This is a genomic window from Novosphingobium sp. B-7 (assembly GCF_000410615.1).
Lineage (GTDB): Bacteria > Pseudomonadota > Alphaproteobacteria > Sphingomonadales > Sphingomonadaceae > Novosphingobium > Novosphingobium capsulatum.
The window spans coordinates 1-19,617 of sequence record NZ_APCQ01000317.1 but is presented as its reverse complement, the minus strand read 5'-3'; the positions used below and the strand labels follow the sequence as shown (position 1 = coordinate 19,617).

Sequence of the window (19,617 nt, the reverse complement as noted above, 5' to 3'; positions counted from 1 at the left end):
CGCCTGCATCGGCAAGCGCGGCGGCCATCGCCAGGCCGATCCCGCGGCCCGCACCGGTAACCAGCGCGCGCCGCCCGTCCAGCCGGAACGATGGCGTGGTCGGCAACACCGGCCGCTCCGTCATGCCCGCGTCAGCTCGCTGGGGGCGGCTTGCCCGGCATAGGGCACGTTTCGCCCGCCATAACGGCGCACCCGCACGTTGGCCTGCTCGCCATGCCCGGCAAAGCCTTCCAGTGCGCACAGCCGGCTGCAATATTCGCCCACCAGTGCCGATGCCTCGTCGGTCAGCACCTTTTGGTAGGTGCAGGTCTTGAGGAACTTGCCCACCCACAGGCCGCCGGTATAGCGCGCGGCCTTGCGCGTCGGCAGGGTGTGGTTGGTGCCGATCACCTTGTCACCGAACGAAACGTTGGTGCGCGGGCCCAGGAACAGCGCGCCATAGTTGGTCATGTTGTTCAGGAAGTAATCGGGATCGGCGGTCATCACCTGCACATGTTCGCTGGCGATGTCGTCGGCGATGCGCACCATCTCCTCGTAACTTTCCGCCACGATCACTTCGCCGTAGGTTTCCCACGCCTTGCGTGCGTGGTCGGCGGTGGGCAGGATCTGCAGCAGCCGCTCGATCTCGACCATCGTCTCGCGCGCCAGCTTCTCTGAATTGGTCAGCAGCACGCCGGGGCTGTCGGGCCCGTGTTCGACCTGGCCCAGGATATCGGTGGCGGCCAGTTCGGCATCGCAGCCCACTTCGTCGGCGATGATCAGCGTCTCGGTCGGCCCGGCAAAGAGATCGATGCCAACGCGGCCGAACAGCTGGCGCTTGGCTTCGGCGACAAACGCATTGCCGGGGCCAACCAGGATATCGACCGGGTCGATGCTCTGCGTGCCGATGGCCATGGCGCCGATCGCCTGGATGCCGCCCAGCGCATAGATCGCGTCGGCCCCGGCCAGTGCCTGTGCTGCCACGATATGCCGCGCTGCCTTGCCCTGGAAAGGCGGGGCGCAGGTGACAACGCGCTTCACGCCGGCCACCTTGGCGGTGATCACCGACATGTGCGCCGAGGCAAGCAGCGGATACTTGCCGCCCGGAACATAGCAGCCGGCGGCGTTGATCGGCACGTTCTTGTGGCCCAGCACCACGCCGGGCATGGTTTCCACTTCCACGTCCTTCATGGACTCGCGCTGTACCTGGGCAAAGTTGCGCACCTGGGTCTGCGCAAACTCGATATCCTTGCGCTCCTGCGCGGTCAGGCTGTCCACCGCGGCGTCGATTTCGGCCTGGCTCAGGCGGTAATCGTCGCGGTCCCATCCGTCGAAGCGAATGCTCATCTCGCGCACGGCCGCGTCGCCACGGGCTTCGATCGCGGCGAGCGCCGCTTCCACCGTATCGCGCACCTTGCGGTCCGCGTCCGCCTTGGCTTCCGCCGTCGCACCGCGCTTGAGGTAAATCGCCACCAAACTCTCCATGTCGGCTTGTCTTTGCAGTGCCCTGCCAGCCGCCTTGGGGCCGAACCATCGCATAGTTTCGATGCGAAGCTATCGATGAGATGCCGTTGTGCGTGGCCCGCCTCCCGCATAGTCGTTGCGAAACGAGAACTTGGAGAGACACGATCGATGCGCCTTGCCACCTTGCAGGATGGAACGCCGGATGGACGGCTCGTGGTCGTATCGCCAGATGGCCGGTCCCACGCGCCCGCGCCGGTGGGCACCTTGCAAGCCGCGCTGGAACGGTGGACCGACGTTGCGCCGCAACTCGCGGCGATCACCACGTTTTCTGAGCCGCTCGACCCGGCGCAGGTGCTCGCCCCCCTGCCGCGCGCCTGGCAATGGCTCGATGGCTCGGCGTTCCAGTCCCATGGCGATCTGATGGATGCCGTGCTCGGCATTACGCCGATCAAGACCGGCGCGCCGCTGATGTACCAGGGCATGTCGGATCGCTTCTACGCCCCGATCAGCGAAGTGAAGTTCCCCGACGAGGCGCTCGGCATCGATTTCGAGGGCGAATTCGGCGTAATCGTCGATGCCGTGCCCATGGGCACATCTGCCGCAGAGGCGATGAACCACATCCGGCTTGTCGTGCAGGTCAACGATTGGTCGCTGCGCACGCTCGCCGGGCCAGAAATGAAGACCGGGTTCGGCTGGGTCCAGGCCAAGCCCCCGTGCGGCATGGCGCCTTATGCCGTCACGCCCGATGAACTGGGCGATGCCTGGCGCGACGGGCGCGTCTGCCTCGATCTTCGCGTGGACTGGAACGGCCAACGGTTTGGCGCGGCCAATGGCGAGCCGATGGGCCACGGCTTCCACGAACTCGTCGCCCATGCGGCGCGCACGCGCGATCTGGTGGCGGGCACGATCATCGGCTCGGGCACCGTGTCCAACCCCAACTTCCGCGAGATCGGTTCTTCCTGCATTGCCGAGCGGCGCGGCATCGAAATGCTCGATCTTGGCGAAGCCAAGACGGCATTCATGCGCTTTGGCGACAGCGTGCGCATGGAAGCAGTCGATGCGGCCGGCCGCGCGCCGTTCGGCGTGCTGAACCAGACCGTGGTCCGTGGCTGACGCCGCTCCCGCCGGCCCGGTCAAGCTGGTCATCCTGCCGCGCACGCGGCTGGGGCTTGGCCGCGCGGGGTTGCGCCGTCATCTCGAAACCGTGCACGGCCCGATGGTGGTGGCCGAGCCCGCGGTGTCGGGCGGTTTCACCGGCTATGTCCACCACTATGCGCAAGACCTTGCGGGCCTGCCGCTGCTCGATGATCGCGATGCGGTCACCGTGATCCGCTTTGCCGAACCCGCCGCCATGGCCGCGTCCAAGGCAAGCGAAGCCTATCGCCTGCGCGTTGGGCCCGATGAAGACAACTTCCGCGAACGGGATGGCTCGATCGCGCTTTTCGCTGCCGAACGCGTCGTGGCGCCCGGCGCTGATGATGCGCTGGCCAAGCTTCTGGTATTTCGTGCGGCGCGCGGCGTGGATATCGAGCGGTGGGCCTTGGCCCTGGCAGCGATCGCCGCGCGGGACGACGTCCACGGCGTGGTCACCAATCTGGCCCGGGTGGTCGAAGGCGATTTTCCGTTCACCCAGTTCGATGAAATCGGCCTTGCCGCCGGGGCCGATCCCACCGTGATTGCCGGCGTTCTTGCCGATCTGGCGGAGCCGGTGCTGGCCCCTGCGGCAACGCGCCACCTGCTGGTTGAACCCGTCCGTTTCATCTGATCAACTACGGAACATGCCCATGAACTCGCCAATCTCCGATTCCGGTCTTCCCCCTGTGCAGCGCGTTGTTACCGGCCATGATGCCAATGGCCGGGCGGTGTTCAAGTCAGAGGACGTGTCGCCCACCAAGCTGATCCCTTCGGGTGACGGCGCGTTCCTGCTGGTGTGGACCACGGCGACGGTGCCGGCCGACAACAATGACGAAACCGATGGTCGCCATCGTCCGGCGGGCCTCACGCTCAACGGCGGCTCGGTCATCCGCATCGTCGACATGCTGCCGGGCAAGGAAAGCCCGATGCACCGCACCAACTCGATCGACTATGGCATCGTGCTGGAGGGTGAGATCGAGCTGGAACTGGACGACGGCGCGAAGCGCACGATCGGGCAGGGCGGCATCATCGTCCAGCGCGGCACCAATCACCTGTGGCGCAACACCACCGACAAGCCCTGCCGCATTGCCTTCATCCTGATCGAGGCCCCGGCCTATCTCCACAATGGCCAGCCGCTGCCCGAAGACAAGCCGGACTGAGGCCATGTTCGATCTGTCGGGCAAGTGCGCGATCGTCACCGGCTCAACCCGGGGCATCGGCCTGGCGATCGCGCAGGCGCTGATCGCGCTAGGGGCGCAGGTCGTCATCTCCAGCGAAAGCGCGGCCGACACGGCCCGCGTTGCTGCCGATCTTGGCATGCCCGGCATGGCTTGCGATGTTACCGACGATGCCGCGCAGGCGGCGCTGGTCGATTTCGCGCTGGCCCGATGCGGGCGGCTCGACATTCTGGTGTGCAATGCCGGGATCACCGGCCGCCCCGGCGGCTTTGCCGATCTGGCCATGGATGATTACGCCCAGGTCATGGCGATCAACCTGCGCAGCCAGGTCGTGCTGTGCAACCTGGCGCTGCCGCATATTGCCGCAGCGCCGGGCGGCGCTGGTGCAGCGGTGCTGGTCGCCAGCCTTGCCGGCCTGCGCGGCAATGGGCGGATCAATGCCTATGCCCTGGCCAAAGCCGGGGTGGCGCAGCTGGCGCGCAACCTGGCGGTGGAATGGGGGCCGCGCGGTGTGCGCGTCAACGCCGTATCGCCTGGCTTTGTCGCCACCGAACTGTCGCAGCCCTTGCTCGACAACGCCGATTTCATGGCCCGCCGCATGGCCATGACGCCGCTGCGCCGCCCTGGTACCCCTGCCGAGATCGCGGGCGCGGTTGCCTTCCTTGCCAGCCCCGCTGCCGGGTTCGTCACCGGCCACAATCTCGTCGCCGATGGCGGCACCCTGATCAGCGACGGCAGCTGACACCGCGCGATCTGCCGGGAAAGGTCAGCCGCGCTGCTTCACCACGCGGTCGAGCCGGCGTCCACGCGGAAATCCGCCCCGGTAATATAGCCTGCCTCGTCCGAACACAGGAACGTCGCCGTCCAGGCGATATCCTCGGGCTGGCCGATGCGCTTGATCATCATCTTTTCCAGCGCAAACGCTTCGAACCCGGGATCTGACGCCATGTGCAGCGCGGTTTGCTGGGTCAGGATCAGGCCGGGCGAGATCGTGTTGGCGCGGATGCCGTGGGGCGCGCCTTCCATCGCCAACTGGCGCGTCATCGCCATGACGCCGCCCTTGCCCGCGCAGTGCGCCAGCGCCGGGGAGCCGTTGAGCGCCACGTGCGCATTGGCCGAGGCGAAATTGACGATCGCCGCGCGTCCGCTCGCCTTCAGCCAGGGCCAGGCCGCGTGCGTGCAGAGAAACACGATGTCGAGTTCGCCGCGCAGGGTATGCTGCCACTGCGCATAGGTCATCGTGTCGATCCAGTTGAACACAGCCATCGCCGCTGCCGGTACCAGCGCATCGATCCGTCCCGCCTCGCTGCCGATCGTCGTGATCGCCTGCTGCACCGCTGCCTCGTCCAGCAGGTCTATCGGCCAGGCCCGTACGGCCCCGCCGGTTTCCTCGGCCAGCGCGCCAATGCCTGCCGCATCGATATCCAGCGCGTGCACGGTTGCCCCTTGCGCCGCAAACATCCGCGCGATCCCGCGTCCAATGCCGGCGCCCGCGCCGGTCACCACGGCCACGCGCCCTGCCAACCGCTGCTGTCCGCGGGCCAGATCCGAAAAGGGCGTTTCGGCAAGGGTCATGGTCTTTTTCCTCTCCATCGCAGGTGTGGCCCTGCCGTTGTCCGATCCTAGCATCCCCTGTTCCGCGCATGGATTTCGCTTTTTGGATGCATTGCCATCGGTCCTGTCGCGCCTATCGACAAGACCGATCGATTGCGCCCTGCGCTATCAATTGGACGCGCTCTGCGCTGCCGGGAATGGTCTCGGGCTCATAAGCCAGGAAAGAGCATGCGCGTGGAGAGACAACAGCAAGCCGGTACGATGACGGGAATATCCCTGCTGTTGCCGATTACCCTCACGACCATGGCGGTGGTTCTGCTCGCGCCGGTCCTGCCGCGCCTCATGGCGGAATATGCCCATGTTCCGGGCCACGATTATCTCGTGCCCATGGTCCTGACCCTGCCGTCGCTGTGCGTCGCCTTGTTGTGCCCGGTCGCAGGGCTGCTGGGCGATCGCTTTGGCCGGCGTCGCCTGCTGCTGATGGCGTTCGTGCTTTATGCGGTGGTCGGCATGGCGCCGCTGGTCTTGACCAGCCTGTGGGCCATTCTCGCCTCGCGCGTGGCGGTCGGGATCGCCGAAGCGTTGATCTACGTGCTCTCGACCACCATGATCGGCGATTACTTTACCGGCCCGGCGCGCGATCGCTGGCTGGCCGGGCAAACCGCCTTTGCCTCGGTCTCTGCCTTGCTGTTCTTCAATCTGGGCGGCGTGCTCGGCGATTTGGGCTGGCGCACCTCGTTCTGGGTCTATGGCGCCGCGCTGGTCATGTTCGCCATGGTCTGGCGCTATACCTGGGATACCGAGCCCGCCTCCGCTACGCCCAAGGCATCTTCCGCGCCGGCGGCGGCGTCCAGCCCCTGGGGCCGCCTCGCGGTGATCGTGGCGATTACCATCTATGGCTCGGTGTTCTTTTACACCGTGCAGATCCAGGCTTCGTCGGGTCTGGTCCAACTCGGCCTTGTCAGCGCCGCGCGCATCGGCCTGTTCACCTCGCTCGCCAGCCTGGGCGTGCCGCTGGGCACCTTCGTCTACACGCGTATCGCGGGGCAGGGGCCGCTGCGCCTGCTCTGTGCTGAATTCGCGCTGATCGCCGCAGGCTTTGCCATCATGGGGCACAGCACGAGCGTGCCGATGTTCCTGGCGGGTTGCTTCGTCAACCAGGTCGGTGGGGGCATGCTGCTGCCCACGCTGCTGGTCTGGTCGATCAGCCTGCTGCCCTATGAGGTGCGCGCGCGGGGCACGGGCGTGTGGCAATCGTCCTTTGCCCTGGGCCAATGGCTCAGCCCACTGGTGGTGACGGCCCTGTCGCTGCACTGGGGTGGATTGATGCCGGCCTTTGCCGTGCTTGGCCACGCGGCCCTGGCCGGGCTGGGCGTTGCCGTGGCGGCGCTCGTGGTGTCACGCCGCGCCGCCACCTGACTTTTTACGCTTCGGCATCAGTAGGGCGCGTTCAGCCGGTGCAGCGCGCCTTCCAGCATCTTGGCGTGGATTTGCGGGTCACCGTTTGCCAGTTGCAACTGGCCCACGGCCACGCTGGTCTCGATCACGTCGCGGCAACGGTCAAAGCGCCGTTCCTGATAGGCGCGCAGCCCGCTGGCCACGTCCGGCGTCCGCGCCAGCTCTTCGGCCAGCACGATGCCACTTTCCACCGCCATCCCGGCGCCTGATGCCAGGTGCGGCGTGGTCGCGTGCACGGCATCGCCCACCAGCACGATCCGCCCGTTGAACCAGTCGCGCGGCTGCAGCACGGCGGCGAGCGGGCGATAGTTGATCCAGTCCTCGCGCGTCATCGTGTCGCGGATCCACCCGGCATTGCCGCCGAAGTCGCGCAGCAGCTCCTTGAGCGTGACGAACAGCTCTTCCTCGTCCATGTGCTGCTCGCGCTCCACATGCGGGGTAAGCATCCACAAATAGATCTTGTCGGGCGCGCAGGGGGTGATCCCCGCCGGATTGGCATGGCCCAGAAAGAACTCGCTGGCGTTGAGCCCCGGCGGCTTGGCGATCGAGATGCGCCAGCATCCCTGGCCGGTCGGCTGTGCCGGGCCCATGTGCGGAAAGGCGATGCTGCGCACGCCCGAAGCGACGCTGTCTGCCCCCACTACAAGGTCATAGCGGCCTTCCGTTCCGTTGGAAAAGCGCACGTCGACCCCATCGTCGCGGTTCTCCAGCGCGGACACGGTCAGGCCCAGCTGGACCGGGATCTGCAGTTCGGTAACCCGGCGCTGCATGATGTGGTGCAGGATCGGCCGCATGATCCCGCCGGTTGCGGGCAAGCCTTCCTCGATTACCGGCTCTTCCAGGTCGAGGATGTGGTGGCCGTCATAGCGGAACAGGCGCGTCTTGCTGGTGATGGCGCCCTGCTGTTTGATCTGTTCGAGCAGGCCTAGCTGGCGGTACGCGCGCAGGGTGGGGCCGGTGATGGTGATCCCGGCGCCATAGACCCGCCATTCCGGGTCGAGATCGATCAGGTCGACCTTCACTCCCCGCTCGGCCAGGCTGATCGCCGTTGCCATGCCGCCGATACCGCCGCCAACGACAAGCGCCGTTGCGATGCTGCTGATTGTCTCCCGGTTCATAGGGGGCATGACCTAACGAAGCGGACACACTGTACAAATCCGAACTGTGGATAGGGATCTATCGATTCAATCGGTAAGATATTTGCGGCGGGCCGGGCTAACCGCAAGATCAAGCAATTCAAGCGCCACATTTACGGGGAGGAAAAACCATGCGCACCCTTCTGCTCGCCACGAGCGCCCTGGCCATTGTCGCCACGCCGGCATTCGCGGCCGAAACGCCCGCCCAGGACCAGCCTGCAGCGGCCACGACCACGGCTACCGCCGCAGCTCCGGCGGACAATGGCGGGATCGGCGAAATCATCGTCACCGCCCAGCGCCGCGAGGAATCGCTGCAAAAGGCTGGGCTCGCGATCGATGCCGTCACCGGCAACGATCTGGCCCAGCGCGGCATCACCTCGTCGGCCGACATCACCAAGGCGGTGCCCTCGCTTTCGATCCCGCAGCCCGGCGGCAATATCGCCTCGATCTTCATTCGCGGCGTCGGCAACATCACCACCAGCAGCTACAACGATCCGGCGGTCACCCCCAGCTATGATGGCGTGGTGCTCGGCCGCGGCGGCGGCGTGTTCGGCGCGGCGTTCTATGACTTGCAGCGCGTGGAAGTGCTCAAGGGGCCGCAGGGCATCCTCTATGGTCGCAACGCGACCGGCGGCGCGGTCAACATCATTCCGGCCCATCCCGAAATCGGCCGCAATTCGATGGGCTTCAACATCTCTGCCGGCAATTACAATGCCGTCGATGCCGATGCCCACGTCAACCTGGCCACCAGCGCCAATTCCGCGTTGCGCGTAAGCGGAGCCTATTCCACCCACGATGGCTACAACCGCGATGGCACCGACGATGCCAAGCGCGGCTCGCTGCGCGCGCAGTTCCTGGTCGAGCCGAGCAGCGACCTGTCGGTGCGCATCGGCGCCGATTACACCCACCTGGGCGGCCGTGGCGCGGGCGGCAGCTATATCGGCGGGTATATTCCTGGCCCCACGGGCTATAGCTTCTTCCCCGCCAACCTGGATTCGAGCGAGGGTTTCAACACCCCTGCCGCCAACGCTTTCCGTGCGCAGAACATCGGCGCGCCGGCTTTCGGCTTCCTGAGCGCAATGAACCAGGATCAGCGGCAGGACAGCACCTATTGGGGCGTCAATGCCGAAATCAACTGGAAGACTGGCATCGGCAAGCTGACGGTGATCCCGGCCTATCGCGAAAGCAGCGACAATTCCTTCTTCTATGGTCCGGCTTTCAACGTGGCCCACACCGTCGAAAAGGTGAAGCAGACCAGCCTGGAAGCCCGCCTTTCCGGCAAGACCGGGATGCTCGACTATGTGCTGGGCGCCTACTACTTCAATGAAAAGATCAAGGCCAACGACGAGTATAACCAGGAATTCGTGCTGCCGATGGTGGATTATCGCCACAAGACCGACAGCTATGCCGCGTTTGGCCAGTTGACCGCCCACGTGTCCGACCGGTTCAGGCTGATCGGCGGCGCGCGCTATACCCACGACAAGAAGTCGATCGACGGGTTGATCAACAACTTTATCACGTTCTGCGGCGGCCCGCCCCCCGCGTTGATCACGCCGCCGGCCTCGTTCGGCGCTGGCTGCGCCACGCCGGGCAACATGCCCTATTACCCCAATTTCCTGAACACCGGCGACACGATCAACTGGCTCAAGTCGAACGGCTGGATCGCTGGCAACAGCACCAACCAGCCCGGCTACCAGGTATTTCCGCTGGTCAATGGCGTCGGCGCCATTCTCAAGACCTACAACCCCGTCGTCGATAGCAGGACCTATTCGCGCGTAACGTGGAAGGCCTCGGCCGAATTCGATGTCACGCCCACCAGCCTGCTCTACGCAACGGCGGAATCCGGTTATCGCGCCGGCGGCCTGCAGATGACCGAGAGCAAGACCTCGTACCTGCCCGAGTTCATCACCGCCTACACCATCGGATCAAAGAACCGGTTCTTCGACAATCACGTCCAGCTCAATCTCGAGGGCTTCCTGTGGAAGTACCGCGACCAGCAGATCACCTATTTCACCGTTGACACCAGCGGCACCCTGATCAGCTCGAACGAGAACGCCGGTCGTTCCACGATCAAGGGCTTCGACGCCGATCTCGTGGTCAAGCCCACCCGTGGCACCACGCTCAGCGCCAAGGTCCAGTATCTCGATACCAAGTACAACGACCTCCACCTCTATACCGCCTCGCCGCGTGACAACATCGGTTGCCCGTTCACCTATACCGGTGCCGTCGCTGGCGGTGCGCCGGTCAAGGACTTCAACTGCTCGGGCAATCCGCTGCTGTTCAGCCCGAAGTGGACGGTCAACCTCGGCGCCGAGCAGGTGGTGCCGCTCAACGCCGACGTCGAACTGGTGGCCAACGTCAACACTGCCTGGCGCGACAGCCAGTGGGGCGCTTTCGAATATCTCGATTTCGAGCGCATTCCCGCCTACTGGACGACCGACGCGTCGCTGACGGTGCGCGCCGCCAACGGAAGCCTGGCGCTTACCGGCTTTGTTCGCAACATCGAGAACAAGCGCCGCGACCTTGCGCCGCAGGCCTCGCCGCTCGGCATGGCCGTCGGGCACTTTTCCGCCCCGCGGACCTGGGGCCTGCGTCTTTCCGGCAATTTCTAAGGAGCGTTTCGCAATGCATATCGTGGTGACGGGCGCTGGCGGTTTTGTCGGTCGGGCATTGGTCGGCAGGCTGGTCGGCGCCGGCCACGAGGTTACCGGGCTCGATACCATGCCCGCCGATCTGCCCGCGCCGGCGCGGCTGATCGTGGGGGACATGGGCGATGCTGCCGTGCGGGGGGCGGCACTGGCGCAGGGGTGCGATGCGCTGGTCCACCTCGCCACGGTGCCCGGCGGCGCGGCAGAAGCCGATCCTGCGCTGTCGCGGCGCATCAACGTCGATGCGATGTATGACCTGCTGCTCGAGGCGGCCGCGCTCAATCCCGGCCTGCGCGTGGTCTATGCCAGTTCGATCGCGGTGTTCGGCGATCCGTTCCCGGCACAGGTGGACGATGGTACCCCGCTCAGCCCCAAGATGATCTACGGCGGGCACAAGGCGATGATGGAGCATGCCGTCGCGATGTTTTCCAACCGCGGCCTGATCGATGGCGTCACCGTTCGCCTGTCGGGCATTCTGGCCCGGCCCAAGGGACCGTCAGGCTTGAAATCGGCCTTCATTTCCAACCTGTTCCATGCGCTAAAGGCCGGCGAGCGCTTTGTCTGCCCGGTCTCGGCCGAGGGAACGATCTGGGCGCAATCGGTGACGCGCTGCGTCGACAACCTGGTCCATGCCCTCAACCTCGACAGTGGGCTGATGCCGAACACCCGCGCGGTGACGCTTCCGGCATTGCGCGTTGCCATGGGCGATCTGGCCGGGGAAATCGCCCGTCAGTGCGGGGTGGCGGCCGATCTGGTCAGTTACCAGCCCGATCCATCGCTCGAAGCAGCCTTTGCCGCGCAGCCCCCGCTGACCACGGCAGCGGCGGACCGCGCCGGTTTTGCACACGATGGCGATGCTGCTACACTCGTCTCCAACGCCCTCGCAATGATCTGAGGGGCGAGGGAGATGGCGATGCGCTACGGAAGGCTCGATCTCAACCTGCTCGTGGCGCTCGACGTGCTGTTGACCGAACGCAGCGTCAGCCTGGCGGCCGATCGGCTGTGCCTGTCGCAATCCGCCACCTCCAGCGCGCTGGGCCGCCTGCGCGAGTACTTCGAGGACGAACTGCTGGTGGTGAAGGGCAGGGCGATGATCCTCACTGCGCGGGCGGAAGAACTGATCGAGCCGGTGCGCGCCGTGCTCGAACAGATCCGCACCACTGTGGCGGTCGCGCCGCCCTTCGATCCTGCCACTGCCGACCGCACCATCCGCATGATGGCCTCGGACTATTCCACCGAAGTGCTGCTCACCCGCGTGCTGGCCGATCTCGAAAAGGATGCGCCGCATCTGCGTTTCGAGATCCAGCCGATGAACGATAGCCCGATCGAAGCCATCGAGCGCGGACACATCGACCTGTTGCTTACCATCGATATCGCGATCTCGGCCGATCATCCCAGCCAGGTCCTGTTCGAAGACGATTACGTCGTGGTGGGCGATGCCGCCAATCCGGCCATGGCGCAGCCGATGACACGTGACCTGTATCTCGAGCTGGGCCACGTCACGCCCCGTTTCGGCAAGTCGCGGGTTTCCGCGTTCGAGGATTGGTTCATGCGGCGCCAGAAGCAGCAGCGGCGGGTAGAGGTCATCGCCCCCTCGTTCCTGTCGTTGCCCGGCCTTATCCTCGGCACCAAGCGCATCGCCACCATGCACCGCCGCATGGCGGAAATCGTCGTCGGCGCGATGCCCCTGGTCATGCGCGAAGTTCCGTTCGACATCCCGCCGATCCGCGAAGCGATCCAGTGGAACATCGCCAACAACAACGACCGCGCCTTGCGCTGGGTGGTCGAACGCCTCCAGGCGGCCGCGGGTGCGAAGGCAGATGTGGCGGACAATGTCGTGCCACTGCCCAGCGCCGCCAAGATCGCTCTTGATGAAATCGAAGTGCAATACCGGATGAACCATCCCCAGCACTGATGCAGACTAACTGTCTGTGGCGTCGAACCTTTCGCGCGCCAGCCGGATATTGTCCGCGCGGGTGTTGATCCAGTCGATCAGGGCGCGCGCCTGGCCGTGGAGGTCGCGGCCCAGTGGCGTGAGGCGATAGCTCACTTTCGGCGGGACCGAGCCAGTAATTGTGCGCGCCACAAAGCCGTCACGCTCCAGCGTGCGCAGCTTCAGGGTCAGCACGCGCTGCGATATCGCCTGCTCGGCAGACAGCTGGCCCAGCGTTCGGCGCAGGTCGGCATGGCGCCATTCGCCCGTTTCCAAGACCAGCAGGATCAGCGTGGACCAGCGGTCGCCCAGCAAGCCCATCACTTCGCGCGCGGGGTCATCGCGATGCTTGCCATGCGCGGTCATCTCGGCGGCCAGCCGCGCGATGGCCTGGTGCAATGGCGCGCTGTCCAACTCGGCCTCCCCCGCCTGTCATGGGCACAAAAAAGTGCCGTCTTCCGCTTTGTCACCATCACCATAAAACGGCCTGACACAACCGAACAGGGAGAGAATGCGCATGACCGCAGATGCCATTGCCATGGACGGCAAGGTTGCCATCATCACCGGCGGGGCTGGCGGAATCGGCGAGGCGACTGCCCGCCTGCTGACCGCGCGCGGCGCCCGCGTGGCGCTGGCCGACATTGCCGTTGCGCGCGCCACTGCGCTCGCCGCGCAATTGCCCGGTGCCATCGCGGTGCCGCTCGACCTGGCCGACGAAGCATCGATCCAGGCGATGGTCGGGCAGGTTGTCGCCCACTTTGGCCGGCTCGATGTGCTGCACAACAATGCCGCGCTGCTGGGGCCCGAGGTGGCGCGCAACGATGGCGACGTGGAACGCATGGACACAGACTTGTGGGACCGCACCTATGCGGTCAACGTGCGCGGCACCATGATGGCCTGCCGCGCCGCGCTGCCCGCGCTGCGCGAAAGCCGCGGCTGCATCGTCAACACCGTCAGCAACCTGGCGCTGCAGGGCCATCTCATCCAGGCAGCCTATTCCAGCAGCAAGGCGGCCGTCATCCAGCTGACCCGCGCCATTGCTGCCAGCCATGGCCGCGCCGGCGTGCGCTGCAACGCGGTGGCGCCTGGCATGACAATGACGCCGGCGCTGCGCGAGGCGTTTCCCCCGGCCCTGCGCCAACTGGTAGAGGACGAAACCCTGCGCGATCGCCTTGGCGAGCCAGAGGATATTGCCGAGTCCGTGGCCTTCCTGGCCAGTGATGCTGCGCGCAACATTACCGGCCAGGTGCTGGTCTGCGATGGCGGCAGCGCATCGCATGTCCCCGGGCTTGCCGGGTTCCGCGCCTTTCTGGGGGAGGAGCCGGCATGAGCCAGCATGACATCGTCGTGATGGGGGCGGGGCACAACGGCCTCGTCGCCGCGGCCTACATGGCCAAGGCCGGCAAGAAGGTCCTCGTGCTCGAACGCAAGCCGCACTACGGGGGCGGCGTGTCCACGCGGGAATTGCTGCACCCCGGCTTCTGGCACGACGAACATTCCAACGTGCACATCATGATCCAGGGCAACCCCATGCTGCGCGAAGACGAGCTGGGTCTGCTCGCGAAGTTCGGGCTCGAATATATCTATCCCGATCTCGTCCACGTCTCGATCTGGGAAGACGGCACCGTGATCCGGTCCTACAAGGATCTCGATCGCACCTGCGAGGAACTCGCCCGCGTCGCCGGTGAAAAGGACGCCGAAGCCTATCGCCGCTTTGTCGGCATGAGCACCACGGCACTGCCCATGCTGATGAGCGGGATGTATGCCCCGCCGTTTCCGCTCGGCGCGTTCGTGGCGATGATGGATCAGTCGGACGAAGGCCGCTTCCTGCTCGATCTCATGCAGCGCAGCGCGCTCGATATCGTCGATCATTACTTTGATAGCGAATTGCTCAAGCTGCACATCGTGCGCATGGTCACCGAAAACCTGCAGATGCCCGATGAGCTCGGCACCGGCATGGGCGCTTTCGTCATGCCCGGCATCGTCCACAGCTTCGGCTGTTCGATGCCGAAAGGCGGCTCGGGCCAGCTCAGCCACGCCCTGGTGCGCGCCATCGAGCATTTTGGCGGCGAAGTGCGCTGCAACGCCGAGGTGCGTCGTGTGATCGTCTCGGGCGGCAGGGCCACCGGGCTCGAACTGCGCGACGGCGAATGCGTGATGGCCCGCGATGGCGTGATCGGCGCGATCCACCCGCATGTCCTGCGCACGTTCGTGGCAGAAGCGCCCGAGCCGGTCTTGCAGCGCGCCGAACGCGTTACCCAGTCCACCTTCTCGATCAACCTCACGCACCTGACGCTGAAGGAACGCCTGCAACTGCGCGTCGGCAATGATTGCAACGCGATGATGACCGAGTTGATGGACTTCTACACCGTGCGCGACATGCAGCTGGAATACGACAAGCTGCGCCGTGGCGAGGTGAGCGCGCGCCTGATCGCGGGCGGTGACAACACTATCTTCGATCCCAGCCGCGCGCCGGCCGGGGCCGGGGTGTTCTATGGCGTCAACTTCGCGCCGTATGACCTGCATCCCGGCGGCCCGCAATCGTGGGACACCTGCAAGGACGAGGTGGCCGACCGCGCGCTGGCGCAATACCGCAAGTTCTACGCCAACCTGAGCGATGACAACATCACCGGCCGCCTCGTGCGCTCGCCGCTCGACCACGAGCGTGACAGCCCCGCAAGCTTCGTGCGCGGGGATATCCACGGCTGCGCGCCGTTCTTCTACCAATCCGCCGGCCACCGCCCCACGCCTGACCTGGGCGCGCTGCGCGTGCCGGAAGTGGAGGGCCTCTACCTCGTCGGCCCGTTCATGCACCCCGGCGGCGGCGTGTTCGGGGCCGGGCGCGCCACGGCGATCCAGATGATGGATGACCTGGGAATGGACTACGACCGGATTTGCGGAAGGGCCGTGCAATGACCAACTTGCCGAACAAGGGCGCGGCCAAGGCGCGCGTCGCCCGGATTCTTGACGCCAACGACAAGGAACTCATGGCCATCCGCAAGATCGAGGCGGACGGCAACACCCTGGTGATCCGCGGCAAGATCTTCGGCGCGATGCCGATGGTTGCCCGGCTCACCCCGGCCGAAGCCCGCGCTGCGCTGCGCCTGCTCGATCTCAGGACGGTGCTGTTCCTGCTCACCCTGCTGTTCCGCCGCAACTGATCCATCCGTGCGGTGAATAGCTTGGTTGCCGAAACATCGGTTTCCGCGCCGCAGCTATCCACGGCATGAAGGCCAGTGACAGATTCTGCGGAGACCCCATGCCGATCGCATCCAGCCCCCTTTCGTCCACATCCGCCATCCTTGGCGTTGAAAGCGTCATCTTCGGCGTGGCCGATCTTGCCGAACACACCCGCTTCTGGGCAGATTTCGGCCTGCCGCTCGAAAGCACGGGCGAGCATGAAAGCGTTTTCCGCCTGCAATCGGGCAGCCGCGTGATCGTGGTGCGCCATGGCGATCCGCGCCTGCCTGTGCCCGATCCGTTTGCTGGTGACGGCATCAAGGAAACCGTCTGGGGTGTCGATACGGCTGAAAACCTTGAACGCATCGCTGCCAGCCTCGCGACCGAGGTTGCCGTGACCCGCGATGCCGATGGCACCGTGCATTGCGTCTGCCCCGATGGCCAGCCGATCGCGCTGCGTGTCTGGGCCAAGCGCGCCGTCGTGTCGGAAGCGAGCCCGGTCAATACGCCGTCGAGCTGGCCGCGCTTCAACCAGCACCGCATCTGGCGCAAGCGCGCCATTCCCAAGACGATCAACCACGTCGTCTTTTTCTCGCCCGACTATGTCGGCAGCTTCGAATTCTACGAACGCCACCTCGGCTTCCGCTATGTCGATCACTCCAAGGGCACCGGCATCTTCGCCCGCGCCGGCGGCACGTTCGAGCATCACTCGATCTTCTGGGTGAACTGCGACCTGCCGATCGCGCCGGACCATTTCAAGTTCATGCACATCGCCTTTGGCTGCGATGATATCGACGAGGTCATGCTCGGCGCCAATATCATGGACAACCGCGGCTGGAAGAACACCACGATGAACACCAGCGGCGGCATCTCGCGCCACCGCATCTCCTCGGCGATCTACTATTATTGCGAAATGCCTGGCCACGCCGGCGAGGCCGAATACCACGCCGATACCGATTATCTCGACGATGCCTGGGTGCCGCGCGCGTGGGACTTCAAGTTCGGCTCTCTGCTGTGGGCGGCCAATGCCCCGGCGATCTTCCGCGGCGACAACATCCCCTGGGACATGGCCTTCGACGCCGATCGCAAGAGCTTTGACGCCTATCGCCGCGCCAAGCCCGGCAAGCAGCCGATCGAGGGCGACCTGGCCAACCTGACGGCAGACGACGAACACGCGATCTGACGGTGCAGGCAGGCGGCCGCAATGCCGCCTGCCATTGCGGCGCGACATTTTGTCCTGATGACAATCGCGGGGCGGCCGCTTATGCCGCGTGTCGCATGATTGCCCTTCGCGCCTTTCTGTTTCGGCATTCCGCGCTGGCCCTGTGGCTGGTCGCGCTGTCGTTGGCGATGAAGGCGCTGGTTCCGGCTGGCTACATGCCCGGCAGCCAGACGCGCAGCTTTACCATCCAGCTCTGTTCCGAAGGGATCGACGGACGCCATGACCTGGTGCGCCAGGTGGTGGTGCCGGTGAAGGATGGCGCGGAAAAGGGCGGTGCCAGCCATGCCAAGGCGCAGGGCACCTGTCCCTATGGCGCGCTGGGCCATGCCCTGCTCGGCGGGGCCGATCCCGTGCTGCTGGCCGCGGCGCTGGCCTTCATTCTCGCCCTGGGCTTTGCCGCCACCCCCGTGCCTGCGCCGCGCCGGCGCGCGCATGCCTGGCCGCCACTGCGTGGCCCACCCCTGATCGCCTGATCCACACGTGCCGCCCGCGATCGGGCGCAATCATCAGGTTCAGGCCGGCCACTGGCGCCGGACGGGGGATAGTTTCATGCAGATTTCGTTGGGCGCGCTGCCGTGCGCGCTTGTCTTCGCCATGCCCGCGCAGGCCGCAGCGCCTGCGCCAAACGCCGCGCCAGGCCCGGTTGCCGGCAGCGATACCGTCGATACCGGCTTTTCGATTGGTGAACAGATCGTGGTGTCGGCGCGATCGATGGCCGCCTCATCGCGCAACGTGCTTACTTCGATCGATCGCATGGGCGGCGATGTCGCGCAGAATGCCAACGTCAACTATGCCTGGGAACTGGTCGGCCGCCTGCCGGGCGTGATGCTGACCAACTTCAACCAGGGCACCACCAGCGGCAAGTTCAGCTTTCGCGGCTTCAACGGCGAGGGAGAAATCAACGCGGTCAAGCTGTTGATCGATGGCGTGCCGGCCAACAGCAACGATGGCAACATGCCCTATATCGACAGCGTCTTTCCGCTCGATATCGCCGGGATCGAGGTGGTGCGCGGCACGTCCGATCCGCGCTATGGCCTGCACGCCATTGCCGGCAGCGCCAATATCCAGACGCGGATCGGCGGCAATTACCTGGAAGGCAAGGTTTCAGGCGGCAGCTTCGATACCTATGAGGCGCAGGCCGTGGCCGGGATCGAGCGCGGTGGCTTCAGCCAGAACTATCTGGCGGCCTGGCGGCAGGCCGGCGGGGGGCGCGATCATGGCGCCCTGACGCGGGGCAGCCTGGCGGGCAAGTGGTTCTTCCGCCCCAATGACACCCTGCGCGTGGGCGCGATCGCCCGCTGGTATCGCGGCACGGCCGATGAACCGGGCTATCTCACCCTGGAAAACGCCGGGGCCCATCCGCGCATGACCAATGCCTACAACCAGACCGATGGCGATACCCGCACCGTGGCCCAGGGCAGCATCCATCTCGACGCCACGTTCAGCGACAGCCTCGATCTTACGGCCAAGGCCTATGCCAACCGGCTGCGCGATGATCGCTATGTCAAATTCTCGGCCACCACGTCGCAGCAGCGGCGGGTGACGGACGAGGACCACTACGGGATCAGCGGCGCCTTGCACTGGCACACGCACGTGGCCGGCACGCCGGTCATGGCCGAGCTGGGCGGCGACATGCAGTGGCAGGACAATGTCTCGCGCCGCTACAATACGGTGGCGCGGGTGGTTTCGGCGCAAACGCGCGACCAGGCCTTCACGCTCAATGTCGGCGGGGTCTATGGGATGCTTACGCTCGCGCCGACGCGGTGGCTGACGATCAGCCCGGCCTGGCGGCTCGACTGGGTGGGCGGCACGTTTCACAACCGGCTGGCCGGCACCAGTGCGCCGATCAACGCCTATGGCACGATCAGCCAGCCCAAGCTGCAGGTGGCGATCACGCCGGTCGATCAGGTCACGCTCTATGGCAACTATGGCAAGAGCTTCCAGATCGGCACCGGATCGGGCGCATACCTGATCCCGCCGCGCACCACCAACCTGGCGCCCTCGATCAACGCCGGCTGGGAGGCGGGGATCAAGCTGCGCCCCATGGCCGGGGTGGAAACCCGCGTCGCGCTGTGGCTTCAGGATGCCAGTGGCGAGATCAAGCGCAAGCTCAACGATCCGCTGGGCGATAGCGAAAACGTCGGGGCGACCCGCCGGCGCGGGGTGGATGTGCAGGTCAACCTCAAGCCGGTCAACGGCGTGTCGGCCTGGGGCGCGCTGTCGTGGCAAACCTCGCGCATCCGCGTCGCCGATCCGGTCACGCCTGGCTATCTGGGGCACGAGATCGACCATGTGCCGCACTGGCTGTGGTCGGGCGGGGTGGATCTCACCCCGGCCGCGCGCTGGCGCCTGTCGCTCTGGGGCAATGGCCAGTCCAGCTATTGGCTGACTGCGGCCAACGATCCGGCGGTGGGCAAGTTCGGCCAATATGCCGTGTTCAATGCCGAGGTGGCCTTCCGCCCGATCGACAAGCTGGAACTGTCGCTCACGGGCAAGAACCTGCTGAACCGGCGCTATGAATATGTCTGGTACGATGCCAGCGTCACGGCAGCGCAAAGCCGCTCTCCCACCGCGCACAGCCCGGCCGAAGGGCTGGGGCTGACCGGCAGCGCGCGCGTGCGGTTCTGATCGTGGCCCGCCGCACCCTTTCGCCGCGCGCCTGGGTGCGGCGGCTTCACCTGTGGCTGGGGCTGTCGCTCGGCGCGCTGATGGTCCTGGCCGGGATCACCGG

The 19,617-nt window shown here is 65.7% G+C and carries 18 protein-coding genes; 14 read left to right on the top strand and 4 right to left on the bottom strand.

Going from position 1 to position 19,617, the window contains the following annotated elements; all coding sequences use genetic code 11:
• Nucleotides 1-120 precede the first annotated feature (120 nt).
• Entirely contained in the window at nucleotides 121-1,452 is a 1,332-nt protein-coding gene (gene hisD / locus H926_RS0104410) for a histidinol dehydrogenase (RefSeq protein ID WP_028657577.1), read from the bottom strand.
• 159 nt (nucleotides 1,453-1,611) lie between these two features.
• Between hisD and H926_RS0104405 the strand changes: the two genes are divergently transcribed.
• From H926_RS0104405 to H926_RS0104390, 4 genes are read left to right on the top strand one after another with little or no spacing between them, the layout of a single operon-like run.
• The gene (locus H926_RS0104405) at nucleotides 1,612-2,556 is read left to right on the top strand and encodes a fumarylacetoacetate hydrolase family protein (protein ID WP_022675239.1); all 945 of its coding nucleotides are present in this window, start codon (nucleotides 1,612-1,614) and stop codon (nucleotides 2,554-2,556) included.
• Entirely contained in the window at nucleotides 2,549-3,208 is a 660-nt protein-coding gene (locus tag H926_RS0104400; protein ID WP_022675238.1) for an EthD domain-containing protein, read from the top strand. Before H926_RS0104405 ends, H926_RS0104400 begins: the two co-directional genes overlap by 8 nt.
• A gap of 19 nt (nucleotides 3,209-3,227) precedes the next feature.
• Entirely contained in the window at nucleotides 3,228-3,737 is a 510-nt protein-coding gene (locus H926_RS0104395) for a cupin domain-containing protein (RefSeq protein ID WP_022675237.1), read from the top strand.
• Between the two features lie 4 nt (nucleotides 3,738-3,741).
• Nucleotides 3,742-4,497 (top strand): SDR family NAD(P)-dependent oxidoreductase, encoded by a 756-nt coding sequence (locus H926_RS0104390; protein WP_022675236.1) that lies wholly within the window; start codon nucleotides 3,742-3,744, stop codon nucleotides 4,495-4,497.
• Between the two features lie 38 nt (nucleotides 4,498-4,535).
• Here H926_RS0104390 and H926_RS0104385 read toward each other — a convergent pair whose 3' ends face one another.
• The gene (locus H926_RS0104385) at nucleotides 4,536-5,330 is read right to left on the bottom strand and encodes an SDR family NAD(P)-dependent oxidoreductase (protein ID WP_022675235.1); all 795 of its coding nucleotides are present in this window, start codon (nucleotides 5,328-5,330) and stop codon (nucleotides 4,536-4,538) included.
• Nucleotides 5,331-5,570: 240 nt separating this feature from the next.
• On the opposite strand from H926_RS0104385, the gene H926_RS25580 reads away from it, so the two are divergent.
• Nucleotides 5,571-6,728, top strand: a complete 1,158-nt coding sequence (locus H926_RS25580) for an MFS transporter (protein ID WP_237740975.1) — start codon at nucleotides 5,571-5,573, stop codon at nucleotides 6,726-6,728.
• Between the two features lie 17 nt (nucleotides 6,729-6,745).
• On the opposite strand, the gene H926_RS0104375 is transcribed toward H926_RS25580, so the two are convergent.
• On the bottom strand, nucleotides 6,746-7,885 hold the full coding sequence (locus H926_RS0104375) for an FAD-dependent monooxygenase (protein WP_022675233.1): 1,140 nt from the start codon (nucleotides 7,883-7,885) through the stop codon (nucleotides 6,746-6,748).
• A gap of 149 nt (nucleotides 7,886-8,034) precedes the next feature.
• Between H926_RS0104375 and H926_RS0104370 the strand changes: the two genes are divergently transcribed.
• From H926_RS0104370 to H926_RS0104360, 3 genes are read left to right on the top strand one after another with little or no spacing between them, the layout of a single operon-like run.
• Nucleotides 8,035-10,515, top strand: a complete 2,481-nt coding sequence (locus H926_RS0104370) for a TonB-dependent receptor (RefSeq protein WP_022675232.1) — start codon at nucleotides 8,035-8,037, stop codon at nucleotides 10,513-10,515.
• Nucleotides 10,516-10,528: 13 nt separating this feature from the next.
• A complete protein-coding gene (locus tag H926_RS0104365) occupies nucleotides 10,529-11,446 on the top strand; it encodes an NAD-dependent epimerase/dehydratase family protein (RefSeq protein WP_022675231.1) in 918 nt (305 codons plus the stop codon).
• Nucleotides 11,447-11,464: 18 nt separating this feature from the next.
• The gene (locus H926_RS0104360) at nucleotides 11,465-12,466 is read left to right on the top strand and encodes a LysR family transcriptional regulator (RefSeq protein WP_028657575.1); all 1,002 of its coding nucleotides are present in this window, start codon (nucleotides 11,465-11,467) and stop codon (nucleotides 12,464-12,466) included.
• A gap of 6 nt (nucleotides 12,467-12,472) precedes the next feature.
• Here H926_RS0104360 and H926_RS0104355 read toward each other — a convergent pair whose 3' ends face one another.
• Complete coding sequence (locus H926_RS0104355) at nucleotides 12,473-12,898, bottom strand: helix-turn-helix domain-containing protein (RefSeq protein ID WP_022675229.1); 426 nt, start codon at nucleotides 12,896-12,898, stop codon at nucleotides 12,473-12,475.
• Nucleotides 12,899-13,001: 103 nt separating this feature from the next.
• On the opposite strand from H926_RS0104355, the gene H926_RS0104350 reads away from it, so the two are divergent.
• From H926_RS0104350 to H926_RS0104325, 6 genes are all read left to right on the top strand, one after another.
• Entirely contained in the window at nucleotides 13,002-13,814 is an 813-nt protein-coding gene (locus H926_RS0104350; RefSeq protein ID WP_022675228.1) for an SDR family NAD(P)-dependent oxidoreductase, read from the top strand.
• On the top strand, nucleotides 13,811-15,400 hold the full coding sequence (locus tag H926_RS0104345; RefSeq protein WP_022675227.1) for an NAD(P)/FAD-dependent oxidoreductase: 1,590 nt from the start codon (nucleotides 13,811-13,813) through the stop codon (nucleotides 15,398-15,400). The genes H926_RS0104350 and H926_RS0104345 overlap by 4 nt, the downstream gene beginning before the upstream one ends.
• Nucleotides 15,397-15,645 (top strand): hypothetical protein, encoded by a 249-nt coding sequence (locus tag H926_RS0104340; RefSeq protein WP_022675226.1) that lies wholly within the window; start codon nucleotides 15,397-15,399, stop codon nucleotides 15,643-15,645. Before H926_RS0104345 ends, H926_RS0104340 begins: the two co-directional genes overlap by 4 nt.
• Before the next feature lie 98 nt (nucleotides 15,646-15,743).
• Nucleotides 15,744-16,847, top strand: coding sequence for a VOC family protein (locus H926_RS30700; protein WP_022675225.1), 1,104 nt, complete (start codon nucleotides 15,744-15,746; stop codon nucleotides 16,845-16,847).
• Between the two features lie 95 nt (nucleotides 16,848-16,942).
• A complete protein-coding gene (locus H926_RS0104330) occupies nucleotides 16,943-17,359 on the top strand; it encodes a DUF2946 family protein (RefSeq protein WP_022675224.1) in 417 nt (138 codons plus the stop codon).
• Nucleotides 17,360-17,435: 76 nt separating this feature from the next.
• Complete coding sequence (locus H926_RS0104325; RefSeq protein ID WP_022675223.1) at nucleotides 17,436-19,514, top strand: TonB-dependent receptor; 2,079 nt, start codon at nucleotides 17,436-17,438, stop codon at nucleotides 19,512-19,514.
• The last annotated feature ends 103 nt before the right edge of the window (nucleotides 19,515-19,617 follow it).